The sequence below is a fragment of the Enterobacter cloacae complex sp. P16RS2 genome (assembly GCF_014982155.1).
In the GTDB taxonomy this organism is placed as follows: Bacteria; Pseudomonadota; Gammaproteobacteria; order Enterobacterales; family Enterobacteriaceae; genus Enterobacter; species Enterobacter cloacae_M.
In genome coordinates, this window is the sequence record NZ_JADCKW010000032.1 from 39413 (window position 1) to 61453 (window position 22041).

The following is a 22041-nucleotide window of genomic DNA, read 5'->3' on the forward strand; positions in this document are numbered from 1 at the left end:
CAGCGTCAGATGATGTCATCCACGACGCCACCGTCGACGCGCAGCGCCGCGCCCGAGGTGGCGGAGGCCTGGGGCGAACAGACATAAATCACCATATTGGCCACCTCTTCAACCGTGGCCGCGCGCTGGATAACCGAGCTGGGGCGGTTGGCTATCACAAACTCTTTCGCCAGCTGCTCCAGCGATTTGCCGGTTTTTTCGATTTCATCTTTCATCATCTCTGCGAAACCGTCAGACATCGTCGGGCCCGGCAGGACGCTGTTGACCGTCACGCCGCTCCCCGCCACGAACTTCGCCAGACCGCGCGCCAGCGAGAGCTGCGCCGTTTTGGTCACGCCGTAGTGGATCATATCCGCCGGAATATTGCAGGCCGACTCGGAGGAGATAAACACCACGCGTCCCCAGCCTTTCTGCACCATACCCGGCAGCAGGGCGCGGGACAGACGCACGCCGGACATCACGTTGGTCTGCCAGTAACGCTCCCAGGTCTCATCGTCGGTGGCATAGAAATCCTGCGGACCGTAAATCCCGGCGTTGTTGACCAGAATATCGACGTTATTCGCCACCTTCAGAAGCGACTCGACCCCTTCCGCCGTGCTGAGATCGGCAATCGCGGCACGGACCTGTACGCCCGGCACCACCTGCTGGAGCTGCTGAATGCCTTTATTCACCGATTCCGTGCTGCGGCCATTGACGATCACTTCCGCACCGCTTTCTGCCAGACCTCTGGCAATGGCGAATCCGATCCCGCCGGTTGAGGCGGTCACCAGCGCCACTTTCCCCGCAAAGTCGATTTTCATCATCTGCTCCTTATCTTTTTAACGTTCGGACCTTAAAGCGTAGCAGGTGAGGATGACGGCTCCTGGCTAAAAAGGCGCAATAGCGTCTCAACCTGTTCATCAAGCGGGGCGAGGGAACGCTTAACAATCAAGTGTAGCGGCGTTGCCCTGCGCGCGCCGTGGCTCAGCGGCAGGCGTTTTAGTACGCCCTGATCCAGCTGGGTCTGGATGCGTTCCTCCGGCAGCCAGCCGTAGCCGACCTGAGAGACGACGGCCTCTATGGCGGCATCGATGGTGGAGAAGGTCCACGACTCGCCGGCAGCACGCGCGGCGGGCTGGCTGTCCGCAATCTGGATGAGCGGCCACGGGCGCAGCATCTCATCATTGAGCGGCGCGTCGAGGTGAAACAGGGGATGCCGGGAATGGGCCACGGCAACAAAGTCGATATTCATCAGCCATTCGCCGAGCCCGGTAATGTCCTGGCGGCGGGTTAAGACCATCACATCGGCTTCGTCGTTAATGGCGTCGGCGCGGGTATTTTCCAGCACCTCGGTCAGACGTACCTGAGTCTGCGGATACTGCTGCTGGAACTGACGCAGGATGGCGAACAGGCGGCGGCGCGGGAAAATGGAGTCCACCACCAGATCCAACCGCGTGCGCATCCCGTTGCGAAGGGTCGCTGCGCGCGTCTCAACGTACGAAAACGCTTTCAGCAGCGGTTTAACCTGGTTGAGAAGAAGCTCTCCGGCCGGGGTTAACACCGCCCGTCTCCCCTCCGGGACCAGGAGCGCCACGCCGAGTCGCTCCTGCAGCAGCGACAGGTTATAGCTCACCGAGGACTGGCTGCGGTGGGTTTCTTCCGCGGCTTTGGCAAAGCTGCCCGCTTCCACCACTCTTTCCAGTAAAGCCCATTGTTCCAGCGTCGTCTTATGCATGATTTATCTAAAATTTGGATGGATTTGATTAAAACATAGCGTTATTCATTCATTTTTTGAAGGGGTACGATCGTCTCATCAAAACAAAGGAGACATCTTATGAACACCTTCGACAAACACGACTTAAGCGGCTTCGTTGGCAAACATCTTGTATATACCTACGATAACGGATGGAACTACGAGATTTACGTAAAAAATGAGACCACGCTTGATTACCGTATTCACAGCGGTCTCGTGGCCAACCGTTGGGTGAAAGATCAGCAGGCTTACATCGTGCGGGTAGGGGAAAGCATCTATAAAATTTCCTGGACCGAGCCAACCGGCACCGACGTCAGCCTGATCGTGAACCTGGGCGACAAGCTGTTCCATGGCACTATCTTCTTCCCACGCTGGGTCATGAACAATCCGGAAAAAACCGTCTGCTTCCAGAACGACCATATTCCGCTGATGAACAGCTATCGCGATGCGGGCCCGGCGTATCCAACGGAAGTGATTGATGAGTTTGCCACGATCACCTTTGTGCGCGACTGCGGTGCAAATAATGAAAGCGTTATCGCCTGCGCGGCCAGTGAATTACCGAAAAACTTTCCAGATAACCTGTAATAAGCGCGACAATTAACTAAAAAGAAAAGTTCCCGGCTATTTCATATTATTTTGAAATAGCCGGGATTTTTTTTGTTTGTTGAGGATTGGTTTAAAGCAATTCATTTCAGAATGTTGCAGAAGATCACATTAAAAATAATTAAACGTAATTTAACTTGTTGTTTTTCAAGAAGCTGCTAGTTGTTTTATAACGTTGTATACCTTGTCTTAATTTTTCCCTAAGGAAAGAGAGCTACTTTGATATAAGTTTATGGTTCGTTGAAATAAACGGGCTGGCATTTGGTTAATATCAAAAACATGCCATTTTTATTGCAAGGAAATTAATAATGAGTGATTTTCTGCCTTTTTCGCGGCCGTCGATGGGCGCTGAGGAAATTGCGGCGCTTCAGGACGTTTTGATGTCGGGCTGGATCACCACCGGGCCAAAGAATCAGGAACTTGAAGAGGCATTCTGTCAGCTTACCGGGAATCAGCATGCGATTGCCGTCTGTTCAGCCACCGCGGGTATGCACGTCACGCTGATGGCGCTGGATATTGGCCCGGGCGATGAAGTCATTACCCCTTCCCAGACCTGGGTCTCCACGCTGAATATGATCGTGTTGCTGGGTGCCACGCCGGTCATGATTGATGTGGACAAAGATACATTAATGGTGACGCCAGAAGCCGTTGAAGCCGCCATTACCCCGCGTACCAAAGCCATTATCCCCGTTCATTATGCCGGCGCGCCGTGTGAAATCGACGCCATTCATGCCATCGGCGAACGTCACGGTATTCCGGTTATTGAAGATGCGGCCCATGCCGCCGGAACGTACTACAAGAACCGTCATGTGGGCTGGAAAGGAACGGCGATTTTTTCCTTCCACGCCATTAAAAATATGACCTGCGCGGAAGGCGGCCTGGTGGTCACGGATAATGCCCAGCTGGCACAGCGGATCCGCAGCCTGAAATTCCATGGCCTGGGCGTAGATGCCTATGACCGCCAGACGCACGGCCGCGCGCCGCAGGCGGAAGTGATCGCGCCGGGCTATAAATATAACCTGGCGGACATCAACGCCGCGCTGGCGCTGGTGCAGTTAGGCAAGCTGAAAGAGGCTAACAGGCGCCGCCAGGAAATTGCTGAACGCTACCTGCGTGAGCTTGCCGATACGCCGTTCCAGCCGCTCACCATTCCGTCATGGCCGCACGTGCACGCCTGGCACCTGTTTATTATTCGCGTTGACGAAGCGCGCTGCGGGATCTCACGCGACAACCTGATGGCGGCGCTGAAAGAGAAAGGCATCGGTACCGGCCTCCACTTCCGCGCGGCACACACCCAAAAATACTACCGCGAGCGTTTTCCTGATGTATCGCTCCCGAATTCTGAATGGAATAGCGCGCGTATTTGTTCTCTCCCTCTTTTCCCGGATATGACTCATGACGACACAACCCGCGTCATTACCGCACTCCATCAGCTTGCAGGACATTGATATGTTCAGTGCACCGCCTGTACAAAAAGTTTCCGTGGTAATCCCGGTTTATAACGAGCAGGAGAGCCTGCCCGAACTGATCCGCCGTACAACCGCCGCCTGCGACACGATGGGCAAGGCTTATGAAATTCTGCTGGTAGATGATGGCAGTAGCGATCATTCCGCGCTGATGCTGACCGAGGCCGCGCAGGCCGAAGGCAGCCATATTGTTGCCGTGCTGCTCAACCGCAACTACGGCCAGCACTCGGCGATTATGGCGGGGTTTAGCCATGTCACGGGCGATCTGATCATCACCCTGGACGCAGACCTGCAAAACCCGCCGGAAGAGATCCCGCGTCTGGTCGCCAAAGCCGATGAAGGCTATGACGTGGTCGGCACGGTACGTCAGAACCGTCAGGACAGTCTGTTCCGCAAGCTGGCCTCACGCACCATCAACCGCCTTATCCAGCGCACGACCGGGAAAGCGATGGGCGATTACGGCTGCATGCTGCGCGCCTACCGCCGCCACATTGTCGACGCGATGCTGCACTGCCATGAGCGCAGCACCTTTATTCCGATCCTCGCCAACACCTTTGCCCGCAAGGCAACGGAAATTCCGGTTCTGCACGCCGAGCGCGAGCACGGGGAATCGAAGTACAGCTTTATGCGTCTCATCAACCTGATGTATGACCTCATCACCTGCCTGACCACCACGCCGCTGCGTCTGCTGAGCGTGTTCGGCAGCATCATCGCCGTGGCCGGTTTTGCGCTGTCCGTTCTGCTGGTGGTGCTGCGACTGGTCTTTGGCCCGCAGTGGGCGGCGGAAGGGGTCTTCATGCTCTTTGCCGTGCTGTTTATGTTCATCGGCGCCCAGTTTGTCGGGATGGGCCTTCTCGGTGAATACATTGGCCGTATCTATAACGATGTTCGCGCGCGTCCGCGCTACTTTATTCAACGTGTTGTCCGTCAGGAACACAAAGCATCTCAAGAGGAAATTCACCCATGAAAGCTGTTGTATTTGCCTATCACGATATGGGGTGCACGGGCACGCTGGCCCTGCTGGAAGCGGGCTATGACATTGCGGCAATTTTTACCCATCCGGACACGGCCGGAGAGAATAACTTTTTTGGCTCCGTGGCGCGTATCGCCGCCGAGCGCGGGATCCCGGTTTATGCACCGGACGATGTCAACCATCCGCTGTGGGTGGATCGCATCCGCGCGCTCGCGCCTGACGTGATCTTCTCGTTCTACTATCGCAACCTGCTTTCCGACGAAATCTTAGGTCTGGCCGCAAAAGGCGCCTTTAATCTTCATGGTTCACTGCTTCCCGCCTACCGTGGCCGCGCTCCGCTGAACTGGGTGCTGGTGAACGGTGAAACTGAAACGGGCGTAACGCTGCACCGCATGGTGCGCCGTGCGGATGCGGGCGCTATCGTGGCACAGCAGAAGGTCGCTATTGATGCGGACGAAACGGCGCTGCAGCTGCATCAAAAGCTGAATGCGACGGCACAGACGCTGCTGCGTGATGCACTTCCAGGCATCCTCAACGGCACCTTTAGCGAGACCGCGCAGGATGAGAGCAAGGCAAGCAGCTTTGGCCGCCGCGCGCCGGAAGATGGTCGTCTGGACTGGAGCAAGCCTGCCCGCCAGCTGCACAACCTGGTGCGTGCCGTGACCGACCCGTGGCCGGGCGCGTACAGCTTTGCGGGCGTAAGCAAATTTATCGTCTGGAAATCCCGCGTGCGTGACGACATCCCTGCCGCCAAACCGGGCACCGTCGTCTCTGTCTCTCCGCTGATTGTGAGCTGCGGCGAGCAGGCGCTGGAGATCGTCACCGGACAAACCGACAACGGCCTGTACGTTCAGGGCACGCAGCTGGCGCAGTCTCTGGGTCTGGTGGCCGGGGCGCTGATCACCAGCGCACCGGTTGTTGCCATCAAGCGTCGTACCCGCGTGCTGATCCTCGGCGTGAACGGCTTTATCGGTAACCACCTGACGGAACGTCTGCTTAAAGACGACAACTACGAGATTTACGGTCTGGATATCGGCTCTGACGCCATCAGCCGTTTCCTCAACAACCCGCGTTTCCACTTCGTGGAAGGGGATATCAGCATCCATTCCGAGTGGATTGAATACCACATTAAAAAATGCGACGTGGTGCTGCCGCTGGTCGCCATTGCCACGCCAATCGAGTACACCCGTAACCCGCTGCGCGTGTTCGAGCTGGACTTCGAAGAGAACCTGAAGATCATCCGCGACTGCGTGAAATACGACAAGCGCATCATCTTCCCGTCCACGTCTGAAGTGTACGGCATGTGTACCGATAAGAACTTCGATGAAGACACCTCCAACCTGGTGGTCGGGCCGATCAACAAACAGCGCTGGATTTACTCCGTCTCCAAACAGCTGCTGGACCGCGTGATTTGGGCCTACGGTGAGAAAGAAGGCCTGCGCTTTACCCTGTTCCGTCCGTTCAACTGGATGGGCCCGCGTCTGGATAACCTCAACGCGGCGCGTATCGGCAGCTCCCGTGCGATCACCCAGCTGATCCTGAACCTGGTGGAAGGCTCGCCAATTAAGCTTATCGAAGGCGGGAAACAGAAACGCTGCTTTACGGACATCAGCGACGGTATCGAAGCGCTGTTCCGCATCATCGAAAACAAAGATAACCGCTGCAACGGTGAAATCATCAACATCGGTAACCCGGACAACGAAGCGAGCATTCGCGAGCTGGCAGAGATGCTGCTGGCCAGCTTTGAGCGCCATCCGCTGCGCGACAAGTTCCCGCCGTTTGCCGGTTTCCGCGAAGTGGAAAGCAGCAGCTACTATGGTAAGGGCTACCAGGACGTTGAGCACCGTAAGCCAAGCATTCGCAACGCGAAGCGCTGCCTCAACTGGACGCCGACGGTGAAGATGGAGCAGACCATTGACGAAACGCTCGATTTCTTCCTGCGCACCGTGGAGCTTTCGGAACAGGTCTCATGAAAAAAGTCGGTTTACGCATTGATGTCGACACCTTCAGGGGAACGCGTGACGGCGTACCCAAACTGCTGGAACTGCTGAACAAACACGATGTGCGTTCCAGCATTTTCTTCAGCGTGGGGCCTGACAACATGGGACGCCATTTATGGCGTCTGATTAAACCGGCATTTCTGTTCAAAATGCTGCGCTCGCGCGCAGCATCCCTCTACGGCTGGGATATTTTGCTGGCCGGCACCGCCTGGCCCGGCAGACGTATCGGCGCGGGTAATGAAGCCGTTATCCGCGAGGCGGCGCAGCATCATGAGGTGGGTCTGCACGCCTGGGACCACCATGCCTGGCAAGCCTGGGCGGGAGTCTGGGATATCCCGCGCCTGTCCCGTGAGGTTGAGCGTGGGATGCTGGAGCTGGAGGCCATTACCGGTCAGCCCGTGCGCTGCTCCGCCGTGGCGGGATGGCGTGCGGATCAGCGCGTCGTGAAGGCCAAAGAAGCCTTTGCGTTTCGCTACAACAGCGACTGCCGCGGAACCGGACCTTTTTTGCCGCTGTTAGGCGAAAATCGCTACGGAACGGTGCAAATTCCGGTCACGCTTCCCACCTGGGATGAAGTGGTCGGGCGCGAGGTGAAGGCGGATGAGTTCAATCGCTACATTCTGGACCACATCCATCGTGACGCCGGCACGCCGGTGTATACCATCCATGCCGAAGTGGAAGGGATTGCGTATCAGCATGATTTCGACGAACTGCTGACGATGGCCGCTCAGGAGGGCATTGAATTTTGCCCGTTGAGCGAGCTGCTGCCGGACGACCTCAGCACCCTGCCCGTGGGTAAAGTCGTACGCAACGAAATGGCTGGCCGGGAAGGCTGGCTTGGCTATCAACAAACCGTGAGTCCGGTCCCATGAAAACAGCCCGTTATGGCTTAGCGCTTCTCGCACTGTTTATCGTTTACTACCTCATTCCGGTCGATATCCGCCTGCTCTGGCAGCCTGATGAAACGCGCTACGCGGAAATCAGCCGCGAAATGCTGGCATCCGGAGACTGGGTAGTCCCGCATTTTCTGGGGCTGCGTTACTTTGAAAAACCGATTGCTGGCTACTGGATAAACAGCATCGGGCAGTTGCTGTTCGGGCACACCAACCTCGCCGTGCGCGCCGGTTCTATCTTCTCCACCGGTTTAGCGGCGCTGCTGGTCATCTGGATGGCCTGGCGTCTCTGGCGGGATAAGCGGACCGCTATTTTCTCCGGTCTTATCTTCCTGACCCTGTTCCTGGTGTATGGCATCGGCACGTATGCGGTGCTGGATCCTATCATCACCCTGTGGCTGGTGGCGGCGATGTGCAGCTTCTGGCTGGCCTCACAGGCTCAAACCGTTGCCGGAAAAGCGGGCGGCTATGTGCTGCTTGGGCTGGCCTGCGGAATGGGGGTGATGACCAAAGGCTTCCTGGCGCTGGCCGTTCCGGTGATTGGCGTGCTGCCGTGGGTGATCGCCCAGAAGCGCTGGAAAGAGGTGCTGATTTTTGGCTGGCTCGCGATCCTGAGCTGCGTGCTGATTGTTCTGCCGTGGGGGCTGGCCATTGCGCACCGTGAGCCTGACTTCTGGCGTTATTTCTTCTGGGTGGAACATATTCAGCGTTTTGCCCAGAGCGACGCGCAGCACAAAGCCCCGTTCTGGTACTACATACCGTTCCTGATTGCGGGCAGCCTGCCGTGGCTGGCGCTTTTGCCCGGCGCGTTTCGTCTCGGCTGGAATGACAGACAAAACGCGGGTGGCGGGTTCTATCTGCTGGGTTGGGTGGTGATGCCGCTGCTGTTCTTCAGCATCGCCAAAGGCAAGCTGCCGACCTATATCCTGCCGTGCTTTGCCCCGCTGGCGATCCTGATGGCGCGCTATGCCTGCCTCGCGGCGGAAAAAGGTGCCAGAGCGTTACGCATTAACGGCGGGATTAACCTGGCGTTTGGCGTTATCGGCGTGGCGGCGGCGCTGGTGGTCTCGCCGTGGGGGCTGTCTAAACATCCGGTCTGGACGTCGGTAGAACTGTATAAAGTGTTCTGCGCGGTGGTGGCGTTCCTCATCTGGGCCGCGGTAGGCTGGTTTACGTTCCGACAGAGCCAGCAGCGCTGGTGGCTGGCGGCACTGTGCCCCGCAGGGCTGGCGCTGCTGATTGGTTTTGCCATTCCGAACCTGGTGGTGGATTCCAAACAGCCGCAGTCGCTGGTCGATACCGTGCGCGAGCCGCTTCAGGAAAGCCGATTCGTGCTGGCCAATAACGTTGGCGTGGCCGCGGGCCTGGCGTGGGAGCTGAAGCGCAATGACATCACGATGTTCGATCAAAGCGGCGAACTGCGCTACGGACTGGATTATCCCGATGCGAAAGATCGTTATGTTGATAAAGATGACTTCGCGCAGTGGCTGGCGGAGCATCGTCAGCAGGGGCGCGTATCGCTGGTGATTCTTCTGTCAAAACACGATGAAATCGCGCGCGCAAATCTGCCGAAACCGGACAGCCTGTATATTCAGGGGCGTCTGGCCCTGCTGGAGTATCTGCCGAAGTGATGACCTGGATCTGGCTGATACTGGCAAGCCTGCTCAGCTGCGCGGGACAGCTGTGCCAGAAACAGGCCACCCGTCCGGCGAAAGCCGGGCGGCGCGGGGCGCACATCGCGCTGTGGCTTGGCCTGGCACTGCTGGCGCTTGGCAGCGGGATGCTGGTCTGGCTGGTGGTGCTGCAACGCCTCCCTGTCGGCATCGCGTACCCTATGCTGAGCCTCAATTTTGTCTGGGTGACGCTGGCGGCGAAGGCGTTCTGGCGTGAGCACGTCGCTGCGCATCACTGGCTGGGGGTAGGGTTCATCATCATTGGGATTGTTATCCTGGGAGGGAGCCTGTGAAAGGAGCGTTCTGGGCCATATGCAGCGTGCTGTTAGTCAGCGCGTCGCAGCTGCTGCTGCGCAATGCCATGCGGGCACTGCCACCGGTCAGTGAGATCATGGTGTTTGTTTCCGCGCTGTGGCACTTCTCGTCCGGCACGGGCGCGCTGCTGCTGGGGTTGACGGGGTATGTGGCGTCCATGGGCTGCTGGTATCTGGCGCTGCACCGTATGGCGCTCAGCAAAGCCTATGCCCTGCTGAGTCTCAGCTATATTCTGGTGTGGGGCGCCGCGATCCTGCTGCCGGGCTGGGGGGAGCGCTTCTCCTGGCACGGGCTGGTGGGGGTCGGGTTTATTATTCTGGGCGTGTTAGTGATTTTTCTGCCCCGAACGTCCCAACGTGAATAATCGACTCGTGGGTCAGGGTATAAGGGGTCGATGTGCAGACGGCAAGGCTCAGCGAGCCGACCTGTAGCTGACTGACCGCGTGCGTCTGCGCCGTGCTGTCGATGCTGACAATCTGCCATGCGCTGCCGCCACGCTGTTTCACAATCGCTTCTTTCCGCGTCCAGATGCGCCAGAACGCGGAAAGACGTTCCTCGGGCGCTTCACGCTCCAGCTCGTCATGCTCCGTCATGCTGAATACCGCATTAGCCAGCGCCTGCCAGTTCTTCCTCGGGCGAATCACTTCGATATCGCAGCCAACTTCACCTTCATCGCTCATCAGCAGGGCAATATCGTCACCGCTGTGGCTCAGGTTGAACCACAGCGGATGACCCTTCGCAAAGGCCGGTTTGCCCTGCTCGCCGTAAATGATGTCGGGGAGCGGGCGAGGGGATAACGTTCTGGCGAGCAGCGTCCTCCCGGCCAGCCAGGAGGCCTGTCGGGCACCCTGAGGCGCCCTGTCTGCGAGCGCTGACGCCAGCGGGTCCGCGCAAAGAGTGGAAATTTTTCCCAGTACAAACTGGTACATAGTTACGCCCAGCGTTTAATGATAATCGAGGTGTTGATGCCGCCAAACGCGAAGTTATTGCTCTGCAGATACTCGCAGTCAATCTGACGGGCTTCTCCCATAATATAATCTAAAGCACCGCATTGCTCATCCGGCTGCGTTAAATTGAGCGTCGGGGCAAACCAGCCTTCACGCATCATCTGCAGGCTCATCCACGCTTCCAGCGCGCCGCAGGCACCCAGCGTATGGCCAAAATAGCTCTTCAACGAGGAAACCGGCACGCTGTCACCATAGATAGCGGCGGTCGCCAGGCTTTCGGCGATATCGCCGCGATCGGTGGCGGTACCGTGCGCGGAGATATACCCCATATCCCGGGCGCTTAATCCCGCCATGGACAGCGACTGCTCCATGCAAATCTGCATGGTTTCACGCTGAGGCTGGGTGATATGGGCCGCGTCGCAGTTAGTGGCAAAGCCCACGATTTCGCCGTAGATCGTGGCCCCGCGCGCTTTTGCATGCTCCAGCTCTTCCAGAATCAGGGTGCCTGCGCCTTCCCCAATGACCAGACCATCGCGCTGCGTATCAAATGGCGACGGGGTGTGTTTAGGCGCGTCATTGCGCTGGCTGGTGGCGAACAGCGTGTCAAACACCGCCGCTTCAGACGGACACAGCTCCTCAGCGCCCCCCGCGACCATCACGGTCTGATACCCGTGGCGAATGGCCTCCCAGGCGTAGCCAATCGCCTGGCTGCCGGAGGTACAGGCGCTTGAGGTCGGGATGACGCGGCCACGTAGTCCAAAGAACAGGCCGGTATTCACCGCCGTAGTGTGCGGCATCATCTGGACGTAGGTTGTCCCGGTGATGTTATTGGTGTGCTTTTCGGTGAGCATGGTCGCGAATTCGCTGACCGGACCGGTGCTGCCAGTCGAAGAACCGTAGGCGATACCGGTTTGACCGTTGGTGAGCACCGCTTCGCCAATCAGCCCCGCCTGCTCCAGCGCCAGCTCGGTGGCGCGGGTCGACATCAACGACACCCGGCCCATGGCGCGAATACGCTTGCGGGTATAGTGCTCCGGCAGCGTGAAATCATCGATCGGCGCGCCCAGCAGGGTATGCAGGCCATCATACACCTGCCATTCCGGCATTTTACGCACCGCGTTTTCATACGCCAGCAGCCTGCTGGAAACGGATTGCCAGCTTTCGCCAAAGGCGGTCACGCCGCCCATGCCCGTAATCACCACGCGACGCGTCATAGCATTCCTCCGTTAATAGAAATGACCTGGCGGGTAACGTAGCCCGCAATATCCGACATCAGATAGCTTGCCAGCCCGGCGACCTCCTCAGCCTGGCCCATACGTTTCATTGGGATGATGGACATCGCTTCCTTCAGCGCGGCTTCTTCCATCTCAATCATGCCGGTATCAATCAGACCCGGGGCGATGCAGTTGACGGTGATTTTGCGTTTTGCCAGCTCAATCGCCAGCGCTTTGGTGGCGCCGATAATGCCCGCTTTGGCCGCGCTGTAGTTCACCTGTCCGCGGTTTCCCATCACGCCGGACACGGACGATAAGGTGATAATACGCCCCCCTTTACGGGTGCCAATCATCGGCATAATGCAGGGGTGAATGACGTTATAAAAACTGTCGAGATTGGTGTGGATCACGCTGTCCCAGTCGTCTTCGCTCAGCGCCGGAAAGGCGCCGTCGCGCGTAATTCCGGCGTTGTTGACAACGCCATACCATGCGCCATGGGCTTCAATCTCCTGCTCCAGCACTTCGCGGCACTGTTCGCGGTTGCCCACATCAAAGGCGAGTAAACGACCTTTGCCACCCGCCTGCGTGATGGCGTCCAGCGTCTCCTGCGCGCCTGCGGCATCACGATGGTAATGCACGCCTACGGTAAACCCGTCGGCGGCGAGCTGGCGGGCGATGGCGCGCCCTATGCCTTTGCTGGCCCCTGTGACCAGTACGGAACGACTCATGCGTTAGATCCCTGATTAAAAAGCGATGTTAATTCTTCTGCGCTCGGCTGGAAGGTGTTGACCCGGCCCGTGGCCAGCGTCTCTTCATTCGCGAAAATCGCGCATTCAAAGCTGCCGAAGCGTTCATCCTGCATCAGCAGCTTAACGGTGATGTCCAGCGTCAGGCCTGCGGCGAAATGCCCGCTGGCGCAGACCAGCTCGCGCGCGCCGAGCACCATGCCCAGCGCGATATGATCCTGCCCCTGCTGCTGGCGATGCCAGCCTGACCAGACGCCGACGGTCTGCGCCATCAGCTCGAGCGCGTACCAGCCCGGCAGGTCGCCATCGGCATTGAGAAACGGCGCCAGCACGCTTTGCCCGTTGACGGCCACGCGGCAGACCGCCGTGTCGTCCGTAACGTTCTCAACGGACCCCAGCAGCATCATTGGCGCCTCGTGCGGCAGGTAGGCTTCGGGTGATAAGTAGCTCATGAGGCTCTCCCCAGCAGGATGCTGGCGTTATTGCCGCCAAACGCGAACGAGTTAGACAAAATGACCGGCTTTTTCAGAGCGGCGCGCTGGTGCAGCAGGCCGCACGACGCCAGCGTGTCGTCCGGCGCGTAGCGGGCGAAGTCCTGCGGCGGCAACGGCAGATCGCGCGTCAGAATCAGCCAGCTCAGGGCCGCTTCGGTAATACCGGCGGCGCCCAGCGTATGGCCGGTAAGGTGTTTGGTTGAGCTGCACGGCACGCTTTCCCCGAAGAGATCGTGCACCACCTGCGATTCAATCTGATCGTTGAGCGGCGTGGCCGTGCCGTGCAGGTTGATGTAGCCGATATCCTGCGGCTGCATACCCGCTTCATTAAGCGCCTGTTTGATAGCCCTTACCGCCCCTTCACCCTGAGGATGCGGGGCGGAAATATGGTACGCATCGCTGGATTCGCCCGTTCCGAGCAGCGCCACGTCGGCGGGCTCCCGGCTCAATACCATCAGCGCGGCGGCTTCACCAATGGTGATGCCCTGGCGGTCGCGACCAAAGGGTTCACAGAGCGTAGGGGAGAAGGATTCAAGGCTGTTAAAGCCGTTGACGGGCATCCGGCTCAGGGTATCGGCCCCGCCGACGATGGCGATGTCCACCAGCCCGGCTTCAATCAGACGTTTGCCGCCGATCATCGCCCGCGCGCTGGAAGAGCAGGCCGTCGAGATCGTATAGGCCGGGCCTTCGAGCTGAAGCCAGTTGGCGAGGAAGCGGGACGGATCGCCAAGCTCCTGCTGCGGATACTGCCAGCGCGTGCTCGCTTCGCCATGGGTCATGCGCTGTACGTGTTCATCGCCTTCATCCAGCCCGGAGGTGCTGGTTCCCAGCACCACGGCCACGCGGTCGCGACCGACGCGGGCGATAGCCTCGTCGACGGCGGGCTGAATCTGCGCCAGCGCGGCCAGCAGCAGCTGGTTGTTGCGGGTGCGGTGTGCGGAGAAGGCGTCCGGGATGGGCGGAAGCTCGCCTTCCACGCCGCCCAGTACGGCTTCGGGTAAACCCTGCAACCAGCCGGTCCGGGCGTGCATCCCCGGCGCCACGCCTGCCGTCAGGTTCGCGGCAATCTCGTCAGGCGAGTTGCCCAGCGCGTTGACCATGCCAACAGCGGATATATAAATCATCTCAGTCACCCAGATATTGAATGGTGATGTGGTATTTAAAGACGTGTTGCTCGATGCTGATCGGCTCGCGCTTGCCTTTGCGCTGCAGGTAGACAATCTCCGTCACCAGCTTGCCGCTGGCGTTGCGCAGCTCGCGCCGATCGCCATTGTCCGTTAACGTCCAGCCCTTCGGCAACTGCGGCTGCCAGGCGCTAATCGGCCAGTGGCTGAGCATCACGTCGGCCAGCACCTGGCTGGCGGGCGGCAGCTGTGGCACGACGATCGACTGTTCGGTATGAATACCGGTCTCATCGTACGTTGCCAGGAACAGACGAATGCCCACGGAAGAGAGCCCGGCCAGCGTGACCTTATGCGCATCCGCGTTGAGCATCACCAGCAGGGACTGCGTTTGTCCGTTAAAGCTGCCTGTCAGCAGCTGCTGGGAGCTGACCGCCGGGCTAATGCCGGGCGGCGGCAGCGTCACTTTGGTGCCCGGCTGGAGCCAGGCCTGAGGCCGCGTCTCTTTGGTATCGGTCGAATGGCTGCAGCCCGCCAGCAGCAGCGCCGCGGCCAGCGCGACGGCGCGATAAAAAGCGTTCATTTACGTTTTCTCTCTTTCTTATCCGGCATCGCCAGCGGAGCCAGCAGGAAGGCGATAAAAATACCGCTCACCAGCACGATGCCAAAGCTGCTGATGGCCTGGGTGGCGCTGAAGACGAGCATGCCCAGCGTCAGCAGCGTGGTCATCATGGCCAGCGTAATCGCCAGCATCGAGGTCAGCGGCGTACCGCGCGGGTTGCTGAAAAACAGCGTGTAGTTAATGCCAATGCCGAGCACCAGTACCAGCGCCAGCAGTGAGAACAGATTCACCGGGTGGCCCGTTGCGGCCAGCACCGCCAGGCCGCAGCTCAGCGACAGCACGGACGGCACCAGGCTTATCAGCCCTTTACGCCAGCCGAGGCGCAGCATCGCCCCGCAGGCAATCACCGCCAGCGCGGCAAACAGTAGCCCCGTCAGCAGCGTGCGGTAGAGGGCAAACAGGCTGTCAAAGCTGGCTTTGCGATCGACCCAGACGACGCCGTCATGGCGCGCGGCCAGTTCACCGAGGTAAGCGCTGTTTTTCGCGCCGTCCACCGGCACGAGCACGCCGCTTTCCCCGTTGGGCAGGGTCAGCCAGAGCAGACGCCAGCCTTCGCTGGCCGGGCTTTTAAGCCACGCGTCCACGCTGACCGGCATGGCATCGAGGTTTGGGGATACGGCGCTGAGCCCGGCGCTTTTCAGCACGTTCGTCACCGCATGAGCAGCCTCGCGCAGTAGCTTCAGATCGCTTTTCTGGCGCGCCAGCGAGTTCAGCGGCAGGGTACGCCAGCGGGCGATCTCTCCGGCTTTCTGCGCCTGTGCCAGCGCCGGGGTAAAGGCTTCCAGCCGCTCCAGCGTTTGCTGAGGCGAGGCGCCATGCACCACAAACCATTTCTGATCGACACTCTGTCCGGTCAGGGCGGTAATGGCCTTCTCCTGCGCCAGAATATCTTTCGGCAGGGCCTGCAGCTGGGCGATGTCGTCGTCCACCCTCAGGGTGCTCATCCCCACGGCGGAGAGCAGCGCCAGCGCGACGGGCAAACCAACGGACAGTTTTTTATTGCGTCGCCAGGCGGCCAGCCAGCGCAGCATCAGGACCATCAGCGGAACCGGGCGCACCGGTAAACCGCGGCACAGCCACGGATGCCAGAAAATCACCGTCAGGCAGGAGGCGCTCAGCCCCACGGCGGCGAACACCGCCATCTGGCGGATCCCGGGGAAGGGGGCCAGCATCATAATCAGGTAGGCGGCAACGGTCGTCAGCAGCGCCAGCAGCAGCGCATTGCGCACTTTGGCCAGGCTTTGCCAGGGGGAATGCTCCGCGCCGTGCACCATCCGTTCGGTCAGGTAGTAGAGCGTGTAGTCGGCTGAAATACCGATGATGCTCATGCTCATCACCAGCGTCATCAGGTGCAGTTCGCCAAAGAGCAGCAGCGTCACTACCGTGCCCGCCAGCGCGCCGATGGCAATGGAGAGCACGCTCAGCAGCAGCGGGCGCAGGGAGCGGAACACCGCCACGATGAGCAGGAACACGCCAAGCAGGGTGGCGATGCCCAGCGTCGAGACGTCGCGTTTGGCCTGCTGGCTGGCGTAATCGCTGTAGAGCACGGTCCCGCGAGAAAGCAGCTGCGCCTGCGGGAAACGCGCTTTTAGCCTCTCCTGCAGCGCGTTAAGCGTCGTCACGAGCCGGTGGGTCTGCTGCATATCAAATGACGAGCCCGCCAGCTCGCCGTGCAGCAGATACCAGTAGTTTCCCGCCTCATCCTGTGTGACCAGCCAGCCGTCCATCAGCCGCAGCTTCTGGCCGTTTTGCGCCAGAGCGAGCTGCGAGCCGCGCATCAGCATCAGGGGATCGTTTTGCAGCTCTTTGCCGCTGACGCCGGAAAAGGCCGAATAGAGCTGAGATAAAATCCACTGCGCCTGCGCTTCTCCGCCGTTTTGCAGGCGGGCGCGGGTGGCGGGATCGATCAGGCCATTCCGGTGCTGCCAGAAGAACTCTCCCCAGGCCTTTTGCCCAGCGGCATCCATCGGGCCTTTGACCTCGCTGAGCGAATCGCTACTTTGCAGCAGCGCCAGCCACTGCTGCGCCACGCGCGGATCGGGCTCTTTGCCGGGGCTGACCAGCCAGACCAGCTGGCGGTCGAGACGCTGCATAAACCCGTCGTTGAGCGCCGGCGGGATCGCCCCCAGCGTCTGCTTCGGCAGCATGGCCAGCACGCTGCTGTTCAGACGCGCACCGGGCAGCAGCGACAGCAGCACGCCCAGCAGAATCAGGCATAGCGTGGCCCACAGCAGCGCTGGGCGCAGGGATTTACGGTGCGGCAAAGCGTTGGCGTTCGTCATCGGTCAGGCTGGCGGGCGTCAGTTGGTGGCGTGAAAGGGCGATATCGGTACGGTCGCCCTGTTTGTCGTTGAGACGAATCGTCTCCAGATAGGTCGCGCCGCCCAGATCGAGGGTGGCGAAAATCTTGTCCAGCGGCGTCGTTTTTGGCGTAAGCACCAGCGACCAGCGGCCCGCGCCCAGGTCTTTAAAATCGATGCGGAAGTTCTCTTCAAGCACCTTGCGGTCGGCCTGGAACAGGGCCCGCAGAAGATGGTTGAACTGGAACATCTGCGGATTATTGTCGGCGGTGACGGTCTGCGGCGGCTGGCCGTTAATGGCCTGAACCATCCGCTTGTCGTCCAGCAGGAGCATCATCGGAAACGGCGCTTTTTGATCCCACAGCAGGCCGCTGTCGCGGGCGATCAGCATCTCGCCCTGCGAGCGCAGCGGCTGCGGCATATCTTTTATGGTGCGAACCTGTTCGAAGTGCGCACGCACGACGGGCTGCCCGGTGAAGCGTTGCTGCAGTTCATCCAGCGTCACGGCGCTGACCAGCGGGCTGACGATCAGCGCCAGCAAAGGCAACCATCTCATGGCGTCACTCCCATTCGTTCAAACAGTATTGTCGGGCTCACAAAGCACATTTCGCGGGTGGCTTCTTCCACCGCCACCTGGATGGTGTAACCGGTGGTTGTGCGTTTGCCGGTCTGCGCATCGAAAATTTGATAGGCAATGCGCAGGCGGTTTTCATACTCTTCAACGTGCGCGCGGACGCGAATACGCTGCTCAAAGGTCACCGCATCGCGGTATTTCACCCGGGTATCGACGACGGGCCAGACGTAGCCGGAGGCCTTCATCTGGCGATAGCCATAGTCAAACTGATTGAGCAGCGCCTCGCGGGCGATCTCAAAGTAGCGGAAATAGTTACCGTGCCAGACCACGCCCATCATATCGACGTCGTGGAACGGAACGGTGATCTCAACTTCAGTCGTAAAGCGGGGATCGGTCAGCACCCTTTACTCCTTCTCTCTGGACTCTGGCAGATGCCAGAAATCGAAAAAATTAAACCAGTCGAGCGGCGACATGAGGGCGTAATGCTCCAGCCGCTGCGCGTAGCGATCGACAGTCTCCTGCAGCGCCTGCTGGCGTTCACCGCGCGGCAGGCGCAGCGGGTCGGCAAACGGTTCGCTGTGCAGGACGAGCTTACCCTGCTGGCGCAGGGCAAAAATCAGCACCACCGGGCAGCGCAGGATGGAGGCCAGGATAAACGGCCCCTGTGGGAACGGCGCTGGCTGGCCCATGAACGGACTCCAGATCACGCGCCACTCGCCGCCACGCTGCGGATTCACCGCGATGCGGTCGCCCACAATCGCGACCCATTCTCCCCGATCAAGCTTCTCTTTGATGGCAATCGCGGTGTCCGGGCCGATGTCGGTAACCGACATCAAATTCACGCCCGCCTGGGGCGCCATTTCGCTCATGATTTGCTTAAAGCGCTGGGCGTTCTCGCTGAAGACCAGGGCGGTGATAGTTTTGCTGCCGTCCAGCTGGGCCAGCGCCCGGCAGGCCTCAACGTCGCCAAGATGCGAGGCCAGCAGCAGCTTGCCCTGCGGCGCCGCGATATTAAGCGTTTCGCTCGCGCCGGGGGCAAAGACCACTTCGCGATCAAACTTCAGCTCACCGCGCCAGCTGGCGACTTTATCCAGCATCGCGTTGCCGAAGCGCATGAAATGGAAAAAGCTGTTGAGCCGCGGGGGAACGGGCATGTTCCGCTGACGCAGCTCTTGCTTCACTCTCTCAATCCACTGCCGCGAGGCCTGGCGCGCCGGACGCGCGATAAGCCAGTACACGCCGATTACCGGCCACAGCAGCACGGTAAAGGCCCGGCGCCCCATCAGCTTCCAGACGCGCAGCATCAGGCGCATGCCCCACAGGCCCTTGACCTCGTCCTGCTGCGCCCAGTGCTGGCGGCGTCGACGGAAAAGCAGGCCGGGCATGCGGGGCAGCATGCCGAAGAACAGCCGGGTATGCATCAGGGAGATCCGCACGTTATCTTTTAACGCGTCGAAGTGGGACAACCCGTCCTGCGGATAGGTGACGCGGGTGGGCAGAAAGACGCTGGTGTTGCCCTGCCAGTAGAGACGGACCATCACTTCGGTGTCAAAGTCCATCCGTTTGCCGAGCGTTTCACGCGCTGCCAGCCGCAGCGTGGGCGAGACCGGGTAGACCCGAAAGCCGCACATGCTGTCTTTAAGCTGCAGGGATAAGGTCTCAATCCACACCCAGACGTGGGTTACCCAGCGTCCGTAGAGTCGCGAGCGTGGAATGGAATCATCGTAAATGGGCTGTCCGGAAATCAGCGCGTCCGGGTGGCGCTCCGCCAGCGCCAGCAGTTTGGGGATATCTTCGATGGCGTGTTGACCGTCCGCGTCCACCTGCACGGCGTGGGTATAGCCCGCGCGCGCGCACTCCTCCAGCCCCCTGATGACCGCGGCACCTTTCCCGGCGTTTTGTGCCAGACGGACCAGCGTTACCTGTGGCTGCTCCGCCGCGAGGCGCTCGAGCTCCTGACGGGTGATCGCTTCGCTGCCGTCATCCACCACCAGGCACGGCAGGCCGAACGGGGCGAGACGCGACAGCACGCGGGCGATCATGTCGCCGTGGTTGTAGCACGGGATCAGCACGCAGGGGCGAAAGGTTACTGACATAGCCGAATTTTCCCGCTGCTGGCGGTATGGCGCTCCGCTCCGGCGTGACGCTGGTAGCTGAAGGTCAGCATCTGACGTTCGGCATGCCACTCAAGCACCAGCGTCACCGTGGTTTCCGGCAGCAGAGGCGCCTGGAACTTCACGTTTTGAATGCTGTGAAAGCGGTAGCCCGGCGCCAGTAACGTCGTGGCGTAGTGCATCACCCAGTCAAGCTGCGCAACGCCGGGCAGCAGCGGCTGTACGGCAAAATGGCCCTGAAACCAGAACAGCGCCGCGTCGAGATGCAAAATGATTTCCAGCTTCTCCGGCTGTGTCTGGCGGCGCTCAATTTCATGAATTTTCATGAAATAACTCCTCTAACTGCGCATAGACACGCTTGTTCATACTGTTTACCGGCATTTCATCGACAATGCGCCAGTAGCGCGGAACGGCGACGGGTTCAAGCCACGGCAGGAGCGCGCGACGCCAGGCGAACTCCTGCGCTTTTTTATCCTGCATATAGCCGCGCTGGCGAACCGCTTCGTCCAGGACCAGCAGTGCGCCAATCCCCTGACGGCCCCCGCGCGTGACCGGCAGCGCAGCCGCTTCGCAAATGCCGTCGATCTCCAGCAGGCGACGTTCGATCTCGTTAAGCGAGATGCGCTTTTCTTCAATTTTGACCACCCGCCCGCGACGACCGGCGATGCTGAACAGCCCCTCGCTGTCGAAGTGCAGGATATCGTCCAGCTGGAGTCCTTCAGCCTCGTGGATCAGTGGCGACGTGACGCGACAGGCATCATCTTCCTGATGGAAGATAACGCCGGGGAAGGCCAGCCACGGGACGTTATCCTGCTGGCGATGGCGCCAGGCGAGGATCCCGGTTTCGGTGCTGCCATAAATTTCATCCGGGCAGATGTTAAGCCAGCCCGCGGTGGTGGAAACGTCACACCAGGGCAGCATGCCCCCTGCTGAAATCAGCATTCTGACGGGCGGCGCGGGCAGTTCCGTATCCAGGCGCTTCAGGAACGCCGGGCTGCTGATGAACAGGTAGTGTTTGTCATGAGGAAGGGCGGCCAGCTGCTCTGCGTAGTAGAGCATCGCGGCATGCAGCGGCAGGCCCAGCGCCATCGGCAATACGATGCGGAATGTCAGGCCGTACAGGTGTTGCGGTACGACCGAGGCGACAACGCTACAGCCGGTCAGACGCTCGCCGAAGCGGTCAGCCAGCAGACGGGCTTCGCGATCCAGGCTGACGATGTGCTTAATCACCCGGCGCGGGGTACCCGTGGAGCCGGAGGTGAACAGCTCAACGAAGCGGCTTTCGTCAATCTCCGGCAGGGGCGCCCAGCGGCTAGCCGTCTGATGGCTGGAGGCCACCACAATCAGCTTGCCATGGAAATCGAGAGTCCTATCGCTCAGAACGCCGCTAAACAACGACTGCTGTTCTTCAAGCTGCGAGACGCGGCTATGGCCGGGAATGACCGGCGTTTTACCGGCATGCAGCGAGGCCAGAAGCGCAACGATAAACAGGTAGCTGTTTTCAAAGCACAGCGCCCATCGTTCGCCATCCTGCTGACGCAGGGTGTCGACCAGCAAGGTCACGTCGTGGCGCAGCTGGCCAAGCGTCCATGTACGATCGTCAAGCCAGGCAACGGGCGTATCGTCAGGGCGGGGCGCATTTAACCACTGGCCCAGCGGAAGAGGGTTAGTCATTGTGCATCTCTTTTTTAATCACCCGCTGGCGCACCAGCCACTCGGCCGCCATCAGCGTTCCCATCAGGATATAAGCCATCATACCGTTCCACAGCGTCCACAAACGCATGTCGCCATGGAGCACGGTGAACAGCGCCATCGCGCCGTTTCCGATGAAAAAGCCGCACCAGACGAGGGTCACCTTGCGGGTATAGCGCACGCCCTCCGGGGGCAGGTTTGGCTCGCGCAGGCGCGCCAGCCGTTCGACCAGCGGCATCGCGGTCCACAGCGAACCGCCGAACACGGCCAGCATCACAAGGTTGACAACCACGGGGTAGAACAGCAGCCACTGGTGGGTTTTCAGCAGGTAGCTTGCCGCGCAGAGCGCGATGCCCGCGAGCGCCACGCACTGAACCACATACCGCATCGGGCCGGCGTTCCGCCGCGCCTGGCGCAGCCGCAGCAGCAATACCAGCGCCATCACCGGCAACAGCCACTGCAGGCTGTTGTGGGTTAGCCCAAATCCAATCAGGAAGGGCCACGCCAGCAGCATCAGCCCCGTCAGCAGTGGGATGACCGGGAACGTCCGTCCACCACGCAC

General features: G+C 60.0%; 23 protein-coding genes. 8 read left to right on the forward strand and 15 right to left on the reverse strand.

Annotated elements, in window-relative coordinates; genetic code table 11:
• Window positions 1-5 precede the first annotated feature (5 nt).
• Complete coding sequence (locus INF68_RS18825) at window positions 6-800, reverse strand: SDR family NAD(P)-dependent oxidoreductase (RefSeq protein ID WP_126786806.1); 795 nt, start codon at window positions 798-800, stop codon at window positions 6-8.
• Between the two features lie 32 nt (window positions 801-832).
• Window positions 833-1714, reverse strand: coding sequence for a LysR family transcriptional regulator (locus INF68_RS18830; RefSeq protein WP_032662157.1), 882 nt, complete (start codon window positions 1712-1714; stop codon window positions 833-835).
• A gap of 99 nt (window positions 1715-1813) precedes the next feature.
• Between INF68_RS18830 and INF68_RS18835 the strand changes: the two genes are divergently transcribed.
• The 8 genes from INF68_RS18835 (at window position 1814) to arnF (ending at window position 10019) form a co-directional block, all read left to right on the forward strand.
• Window positions 1814-2317, forward strand: coding sequence for a phenolic acid decarboxylase (locus INF68_RS18835; protein ID WP_008503103.1), 504 nt, complete (start codon window positions 1814-1816; stop codon window positions 2315-2317).
• A 326-nt stretch (window positions 2318-2643) separates the two neighbouring features.
• Window positions 2644-3783, forward strand: a complete 1140-nt coding sequence (arnB, locus tag INF68_RS18840) for a UDP-4-amino-4-deoxy-L-arabinose aminotransferase (RefSeq protein WP_023309541.1) — start codon at window positions 2644-2646, stop codon at window positions 3781-3783.
• A gap of 1 nt (window position 3784) precedes the next feature.
• Window positions 3785-4768 carry an undecaprenyl-phosphate 4-deoxy-4-formamido-L-arabinose transferase gene (gene arnC, locus INF68_RS18845; RefSeq protein WP_032667968.1) on the forward strand — a complete coding sequence of 328 codons (984 nt, stop codon included), beginning with the start codon at window positions 3785-3787 and terminating at the stop codon, window positions 4766-4768.
• A complete protein-coding gene (arnA, locus tag INF68_RS18850; RefSeq protein ID WP_109846179.1) occupies window positions 4765-6747 on the forward strand; it encodes a bifunctional UDP-4-amino-4-deoxy-L-arabinose formyltransferase/UDP-glucuronic acid oxidase ArnA in 1983 nt (660 codons plus the stop codon). The genes arnC and arnA overlap by 4 nt, the downstream gene beginning before the upstream one ends.
• Complete coding sequence (gene arnD / locus INF68_RS18855) at window positions 6744-7646, forward strand: 4-deoxy-4-formamido-L-arabinose-phosphoundecaprenol deformylase (RefSeq protein ID WP_109846178.1); 903 nt, start codon at window positions 6744-6746, stop codon at window positions 7644-7646. The genes arnA and arnD overlap by 4 nt, the downstream gene beginning before the upstream one ends.
• Window positions 7643-9298: a lipid IV(A) 4-amino-4-deoxy-L-arabinosyltransferase gene (gene arnT / locus INF68_RS18860; protein WP_126786766.1), complete on the forward strand. Its 1656-nt coding sequence runs from the start codon at window positions 7643-7645 to the stop codon at window positions 9296-9298. The genes arnD and arnT overlap by 4 nt, the downstream gene beginning before the upstream one ends.
• Window positions 9298-9633, forward strand: a complete 336-nt coding sequence (gene arnE, locus INF68_RS18865; RefSeq protein WP_039263049.1) for a 4-amino-4-deoxy-L-arabinose-phosphoundecaprenol flippase subunit ArnE — start codon at window positions 9298-9300, stop codon at window positions 9631-9633. Before arnT ends, arnE begins: the two co-directional genes overlap by 1 nt.
• Window positions 9630-10019 (forward strand): 4-amino-4-deoxy-L-arabinose-phosphoundecaprenol flippase subunit ArnF, encoded by a 390-nt coding sequence (gene arnF, locus INF68_RS18870; protein ID WP_126786767.1) that lies wholly within the window; start codon window positions 9630-9632, stop codon window positions 10017-10019. Before arnE ends, arnF begins: the two co-directional genes overlap by 4 nt.
• Here arnF and acpT read toward each other — a convergent pair.
• From acpT to INF68_RS18935, 13 genes are read right to left on the reverse strand one after another with little or no spacing between them, the layout of a single operon-like run.
• Window positions 9967-10584 carry a 4'-phosphopantetheinyl transferase AcpT gene (acpT, locus tag INF68_RS18875; RefSeq protein WP_126786768.1) on the reverse strand — a complete coding sequence of 206 codons (618 nt, stop codon included), beginning with the start codon at window positions 10582-10584 and terminating at the stop codon, window positions 9967-9969. The two genes, arnF and acpT, sit on opposite strands and share 53 nt — an antisense overlap.
• A 2-nt stretch (window positions 10585-10586) precedes the next feature.
• Window positions 10587-11816 carry a beta-ketoacyl-ACP synthase gene (locus tag INF68_RS18880; protein WP_126786769.1) on the reverse strand — a complete coding sequence of 410 codons (1230 nt, stop codon included), beginning with the start codon at window positions 11814-11816 and terminating at the stop codon, window positions 10587-10589.
• Window positions 11813-12544 (reverse strand): 3-ketoacyl-ACP reductase FabG2, encoded by a 732-nt coding sequence (locus INF68_RS18885; protein ID WP_126786770.1) that lies wholly within the window; start codon window positions 12542-12544, stop codon window positions 11813-11815. The genes INF68_RS18880 and INF68_RS18885 overlap by 4 nt, the downstream gene beginning before the upstream one ends.
• A complete protein-coding gene (locus INF68_RS18890) occupies window positions 12541-13014 on the reverse strand; it encodes a 3-hydroxy-fatty acyl-ACP dehydratase (RefSeq protein WP_126786771.1) in 474 nt (157 codons plus the stop codon). The genes INF68_RS18885 and INF68_RS18890 overlap by 4 nt, the downstream gene beginning before the upstream one ends.
• On the reverse strand, window positions 13011-14180 hold the full coding sequence (locus INF68_RS18895; protein ID WP_126786772.1) for a beta-ketoacyl-[acyl-carrier-protein] synthase family protein: 1170 nt from the start codon (window positions 14178-14180) through the stop codon (window positions 13011-13013). The genes INF68_RS18890 and INF68_RS18895 overlap by 4 nt, the downstream gene beginning before the upstream one ends.
• A gap of 1 nt (window position 14181) precedes the next feature.
• Window positions 14182-14760: a DUF3261 domain-containing protein gene (locus tag INF68_RS18900; protein WP_023309529.1), complete on the reverse strand. Its 579-nt coding sequence runs from the start codon at window positions 14758-14760 to the stop codon at window positions 14182-14184.
• On the reverse strand, window positions 14757-17081 hold the full coding sequence (locus INF68_RS18905; RefSeq protein ID WP_126786773.1) for an MMPL family transporter: 2325 nt from the start codon (window positions 17079-17081) through the stop codon (window positions 14757-14759). The genes INF68_RS18900 and INF68_RS18905 overlap by 4 nt, the downstream gene beginning before the upstream one ends.
• On the reverse strand, window positions 17050-17655 hold the full coding sequence (locus INF68_RS18910) for an outer membrane lipoprotein carrier protein LolA (protein ID WP_109846169.1): 606 nt from the start codon (window positions 17653-17655) through the stop codon (window positions 17050-17052). The genes INF68_RS18905 and INF68_RS18910 overlap by 32 nt, the downstream gene beginning before the upstream one ends.
• Window positions 17652-18074 carry a thioesterase family protein gene (locus tag INF68_RS18915; protein ID WP_126786774.1) on the reverse strand — a complete coding sequence of 141 codons (423 nt, stop codon included), beginning with the start codon at window positions 18072-18074 and terminating at the stop codon, window positions 17652-17654. Before INF68_RS18915 ends, INF68_RS18910 begins: the two co-directional genes overlap by 4 nt.
• Window positions 18075-18077: 3 nt before the next feature.
• Complete coding sequence (locus INF68_RS18920; protein WP_126786775.1) at window positions 18078-19769, reverse strand: glycosyltransferase; 1692 nt, start codon at window positions 19767-19769, stop codon at window positions 18078-18080.
• A complete protein-coding gene (locus INF68_RS18925; protein WP_045888417.1) occupies window positions 19760-20113 on the reverse strand; it encodes a hydroxymyristoyl-ACP dehydratase in 354 nt (117 codons plus the stop codon). Before INF68_RS18925 ends, INF68_RS18920 begins: the two co-directional genes overlap by 10 nt.
• Window positions 20100-21461: an AMP-binding protein gene (locus tag INF68_RS18930; RefSeq protein ID WP_126786776.1), complete on the reverse strand. Its 1362-nt coding sequence runs from the start codon at window positions 21459-21461 to the stop codon at window positions 20100-20102. The genes INF68_RS18925 and INF68_RS18930 overlap by 14 nt, the downstream gene beginning before the upstream one ends.
• Window positions 21454-22041, reverse strand: a complete 588-nt coding sequence (locus tag INF68_RS18935; RefSeq protein ID WP_126786777.1) for a hypothetical protein — start codon at window positions 22039-22041, stop codon at window positions 21454-21456. Before INF68_RS18935 ends, INF68_RS18930 begins: the two co-directional genes overlap by 8 nt.

What these genes read in the sequence shown, in the direction of transcription:
- acpT (WP_126786768.1), bottom strand. Translation starts at nt 10,584, where the DNA reads ATGTACCAGTTTGTACTGGGAAAAATTTCCACTCTTTGCGCGGACCCG.
- arnT (WP_126786766.1), top strand. Translation starts at nt 7,643, where the DNA reads ATGAAAACAGCCCGTTATGGCTTAGCGCTTCTCGCACTGTTTATCGTT.
- INF68_RS18830 (WP_032662157.1), bottom strand. Translation starts at nt 1,714, where the DNA reads ATGCATAAGACGACGCTGGAACAATGGGCTTTACTGGAAAGAGTGGTG.
- INF68_RS18920 (WP_126786775.1), bottom strand. Translation starts at nt 19,769, where the DNA reads ATGTCAGTAACCTTTCGCCCCTGCGTGCTGATCCCGTGCTACAACCAC.
- INF68_RS18910 (WP_109846169.1), bottom strand. Translation starts at nt 17,655, where the DNA reads ATGAGATGGTTGCCTTTGCTGGCGCTGATCGTCAGCCCGCTGGTCAGC.
- INF68_RS18895 (WP_126786772.1), bottom strand. Translation starts at nt 14,180, where the DNA reads ATGATTTATATATCCGCTGTTGGCATGGTCAACGCGCTGGGCAACTCG.
- INF68_RS18925 (WP_045888417.1), bottom strand. Translation starts at nt 20,113, where the DNA reads ATGAAAATTCATGAAATTGAGCGCCGCCAGACACAGCCGGAGAAGCTG.
- INF68_RS18825 (WP_126786806.1), bottom strand. Translation starts at nt 800, where the DNA reads ATGAAAATCGACTTTGCGGGGAAAGTGGCGCTGGTGACCGCCTCAACC.
- INF68_RS18880 (WP_126786769.1), bottom strand. Translation starts at nt 11,816, where the DNA reads ATGACGCGTCGCGTGGTGATTACGGGCATGGGCGGCGTGACCGCCTTT.
- arnD (WP_109846178.1), top strand. Translation starts at nt 6,744, where the DNA reads ATGAAAAAAGTCGGTTTACGCATTGATGTCGACACCTTCAGGGGAACG.
- arnB (WP_023309541.1), top strand. Translation starts at nt 2,644, where the DNA reads ATGAGTGATTTTCTGCCTTTTTCGCGGCCGTCGATGGGCGCTGAGGAA.
- INF68_RS18905 (WP_126786773.1), bottom strand. Translation starts at nt 17,081, where the DNA reads ATGACGAACGCCAACGCTTTGCCGCACCGTAAATCCCTGCGCCCAGCG.
- arnE (WP_039263049.1), top strand. Translation starts at nt 9,298, where the DNA reads ATGACCTGGATCTGGCTGATACTGGCAAGCCTGCTCAGCTGCGCGGGA.
- INF68_RS18930 (WP_126786776.1), bottom strand. Translation starts at nt 21,461, where the DNA reads ATGACTAACCCTCTTCCGCTGGGCCAGTGGTTAAATGCGCCCCGCCCT.
- INF68_RS18900 (WP_023309529.1), bottom strand. Translation starts at nt 14,760, where the DNA reads ATGAACGCTTTTTATCGCGCCGTCGCGCTGGCCGCGGCGCTGCTGCTG.
- arnA (WP_109846179.1), top strand. Translation starts at nt 4,765, where the DNA reads ATGAAAGCTGTTGTATTTGCCTATCACGATATGGGGTGCACGGGCACG.
- INF68_RS18890 (WP_126786771.1), bottom strand. Translation starts at nt 13,014, where the DNA reads ATGAGCTACTTATCACCCGAAGCCTACCTGCCGCACGAGGCGCCAATG.
- arnC (WP_032667968.1), top strand. Translation starts at nt 3,785, where the DNA reads ATGTTCAGTGCACCGCCTGTACAAAAAGTTTCCGTGGTAATCCCGGTT.
- INF68_RS18885 (WP_126786770.1), bottom strand. Translation starts at nt 12,544, where the DNA reads ATGAGTCGTTCCGTACTGGTCACAGGGGCCAGCAAAGGCATAGGGCGC.
- INF68_RS18835 (WP_008503103.1), top strand. Translation starts at nt 1,814, where the DNA reads ATGAACACCTTCGACAAACACGACTTAAGCGGCTTCGTTGGCAAACAT.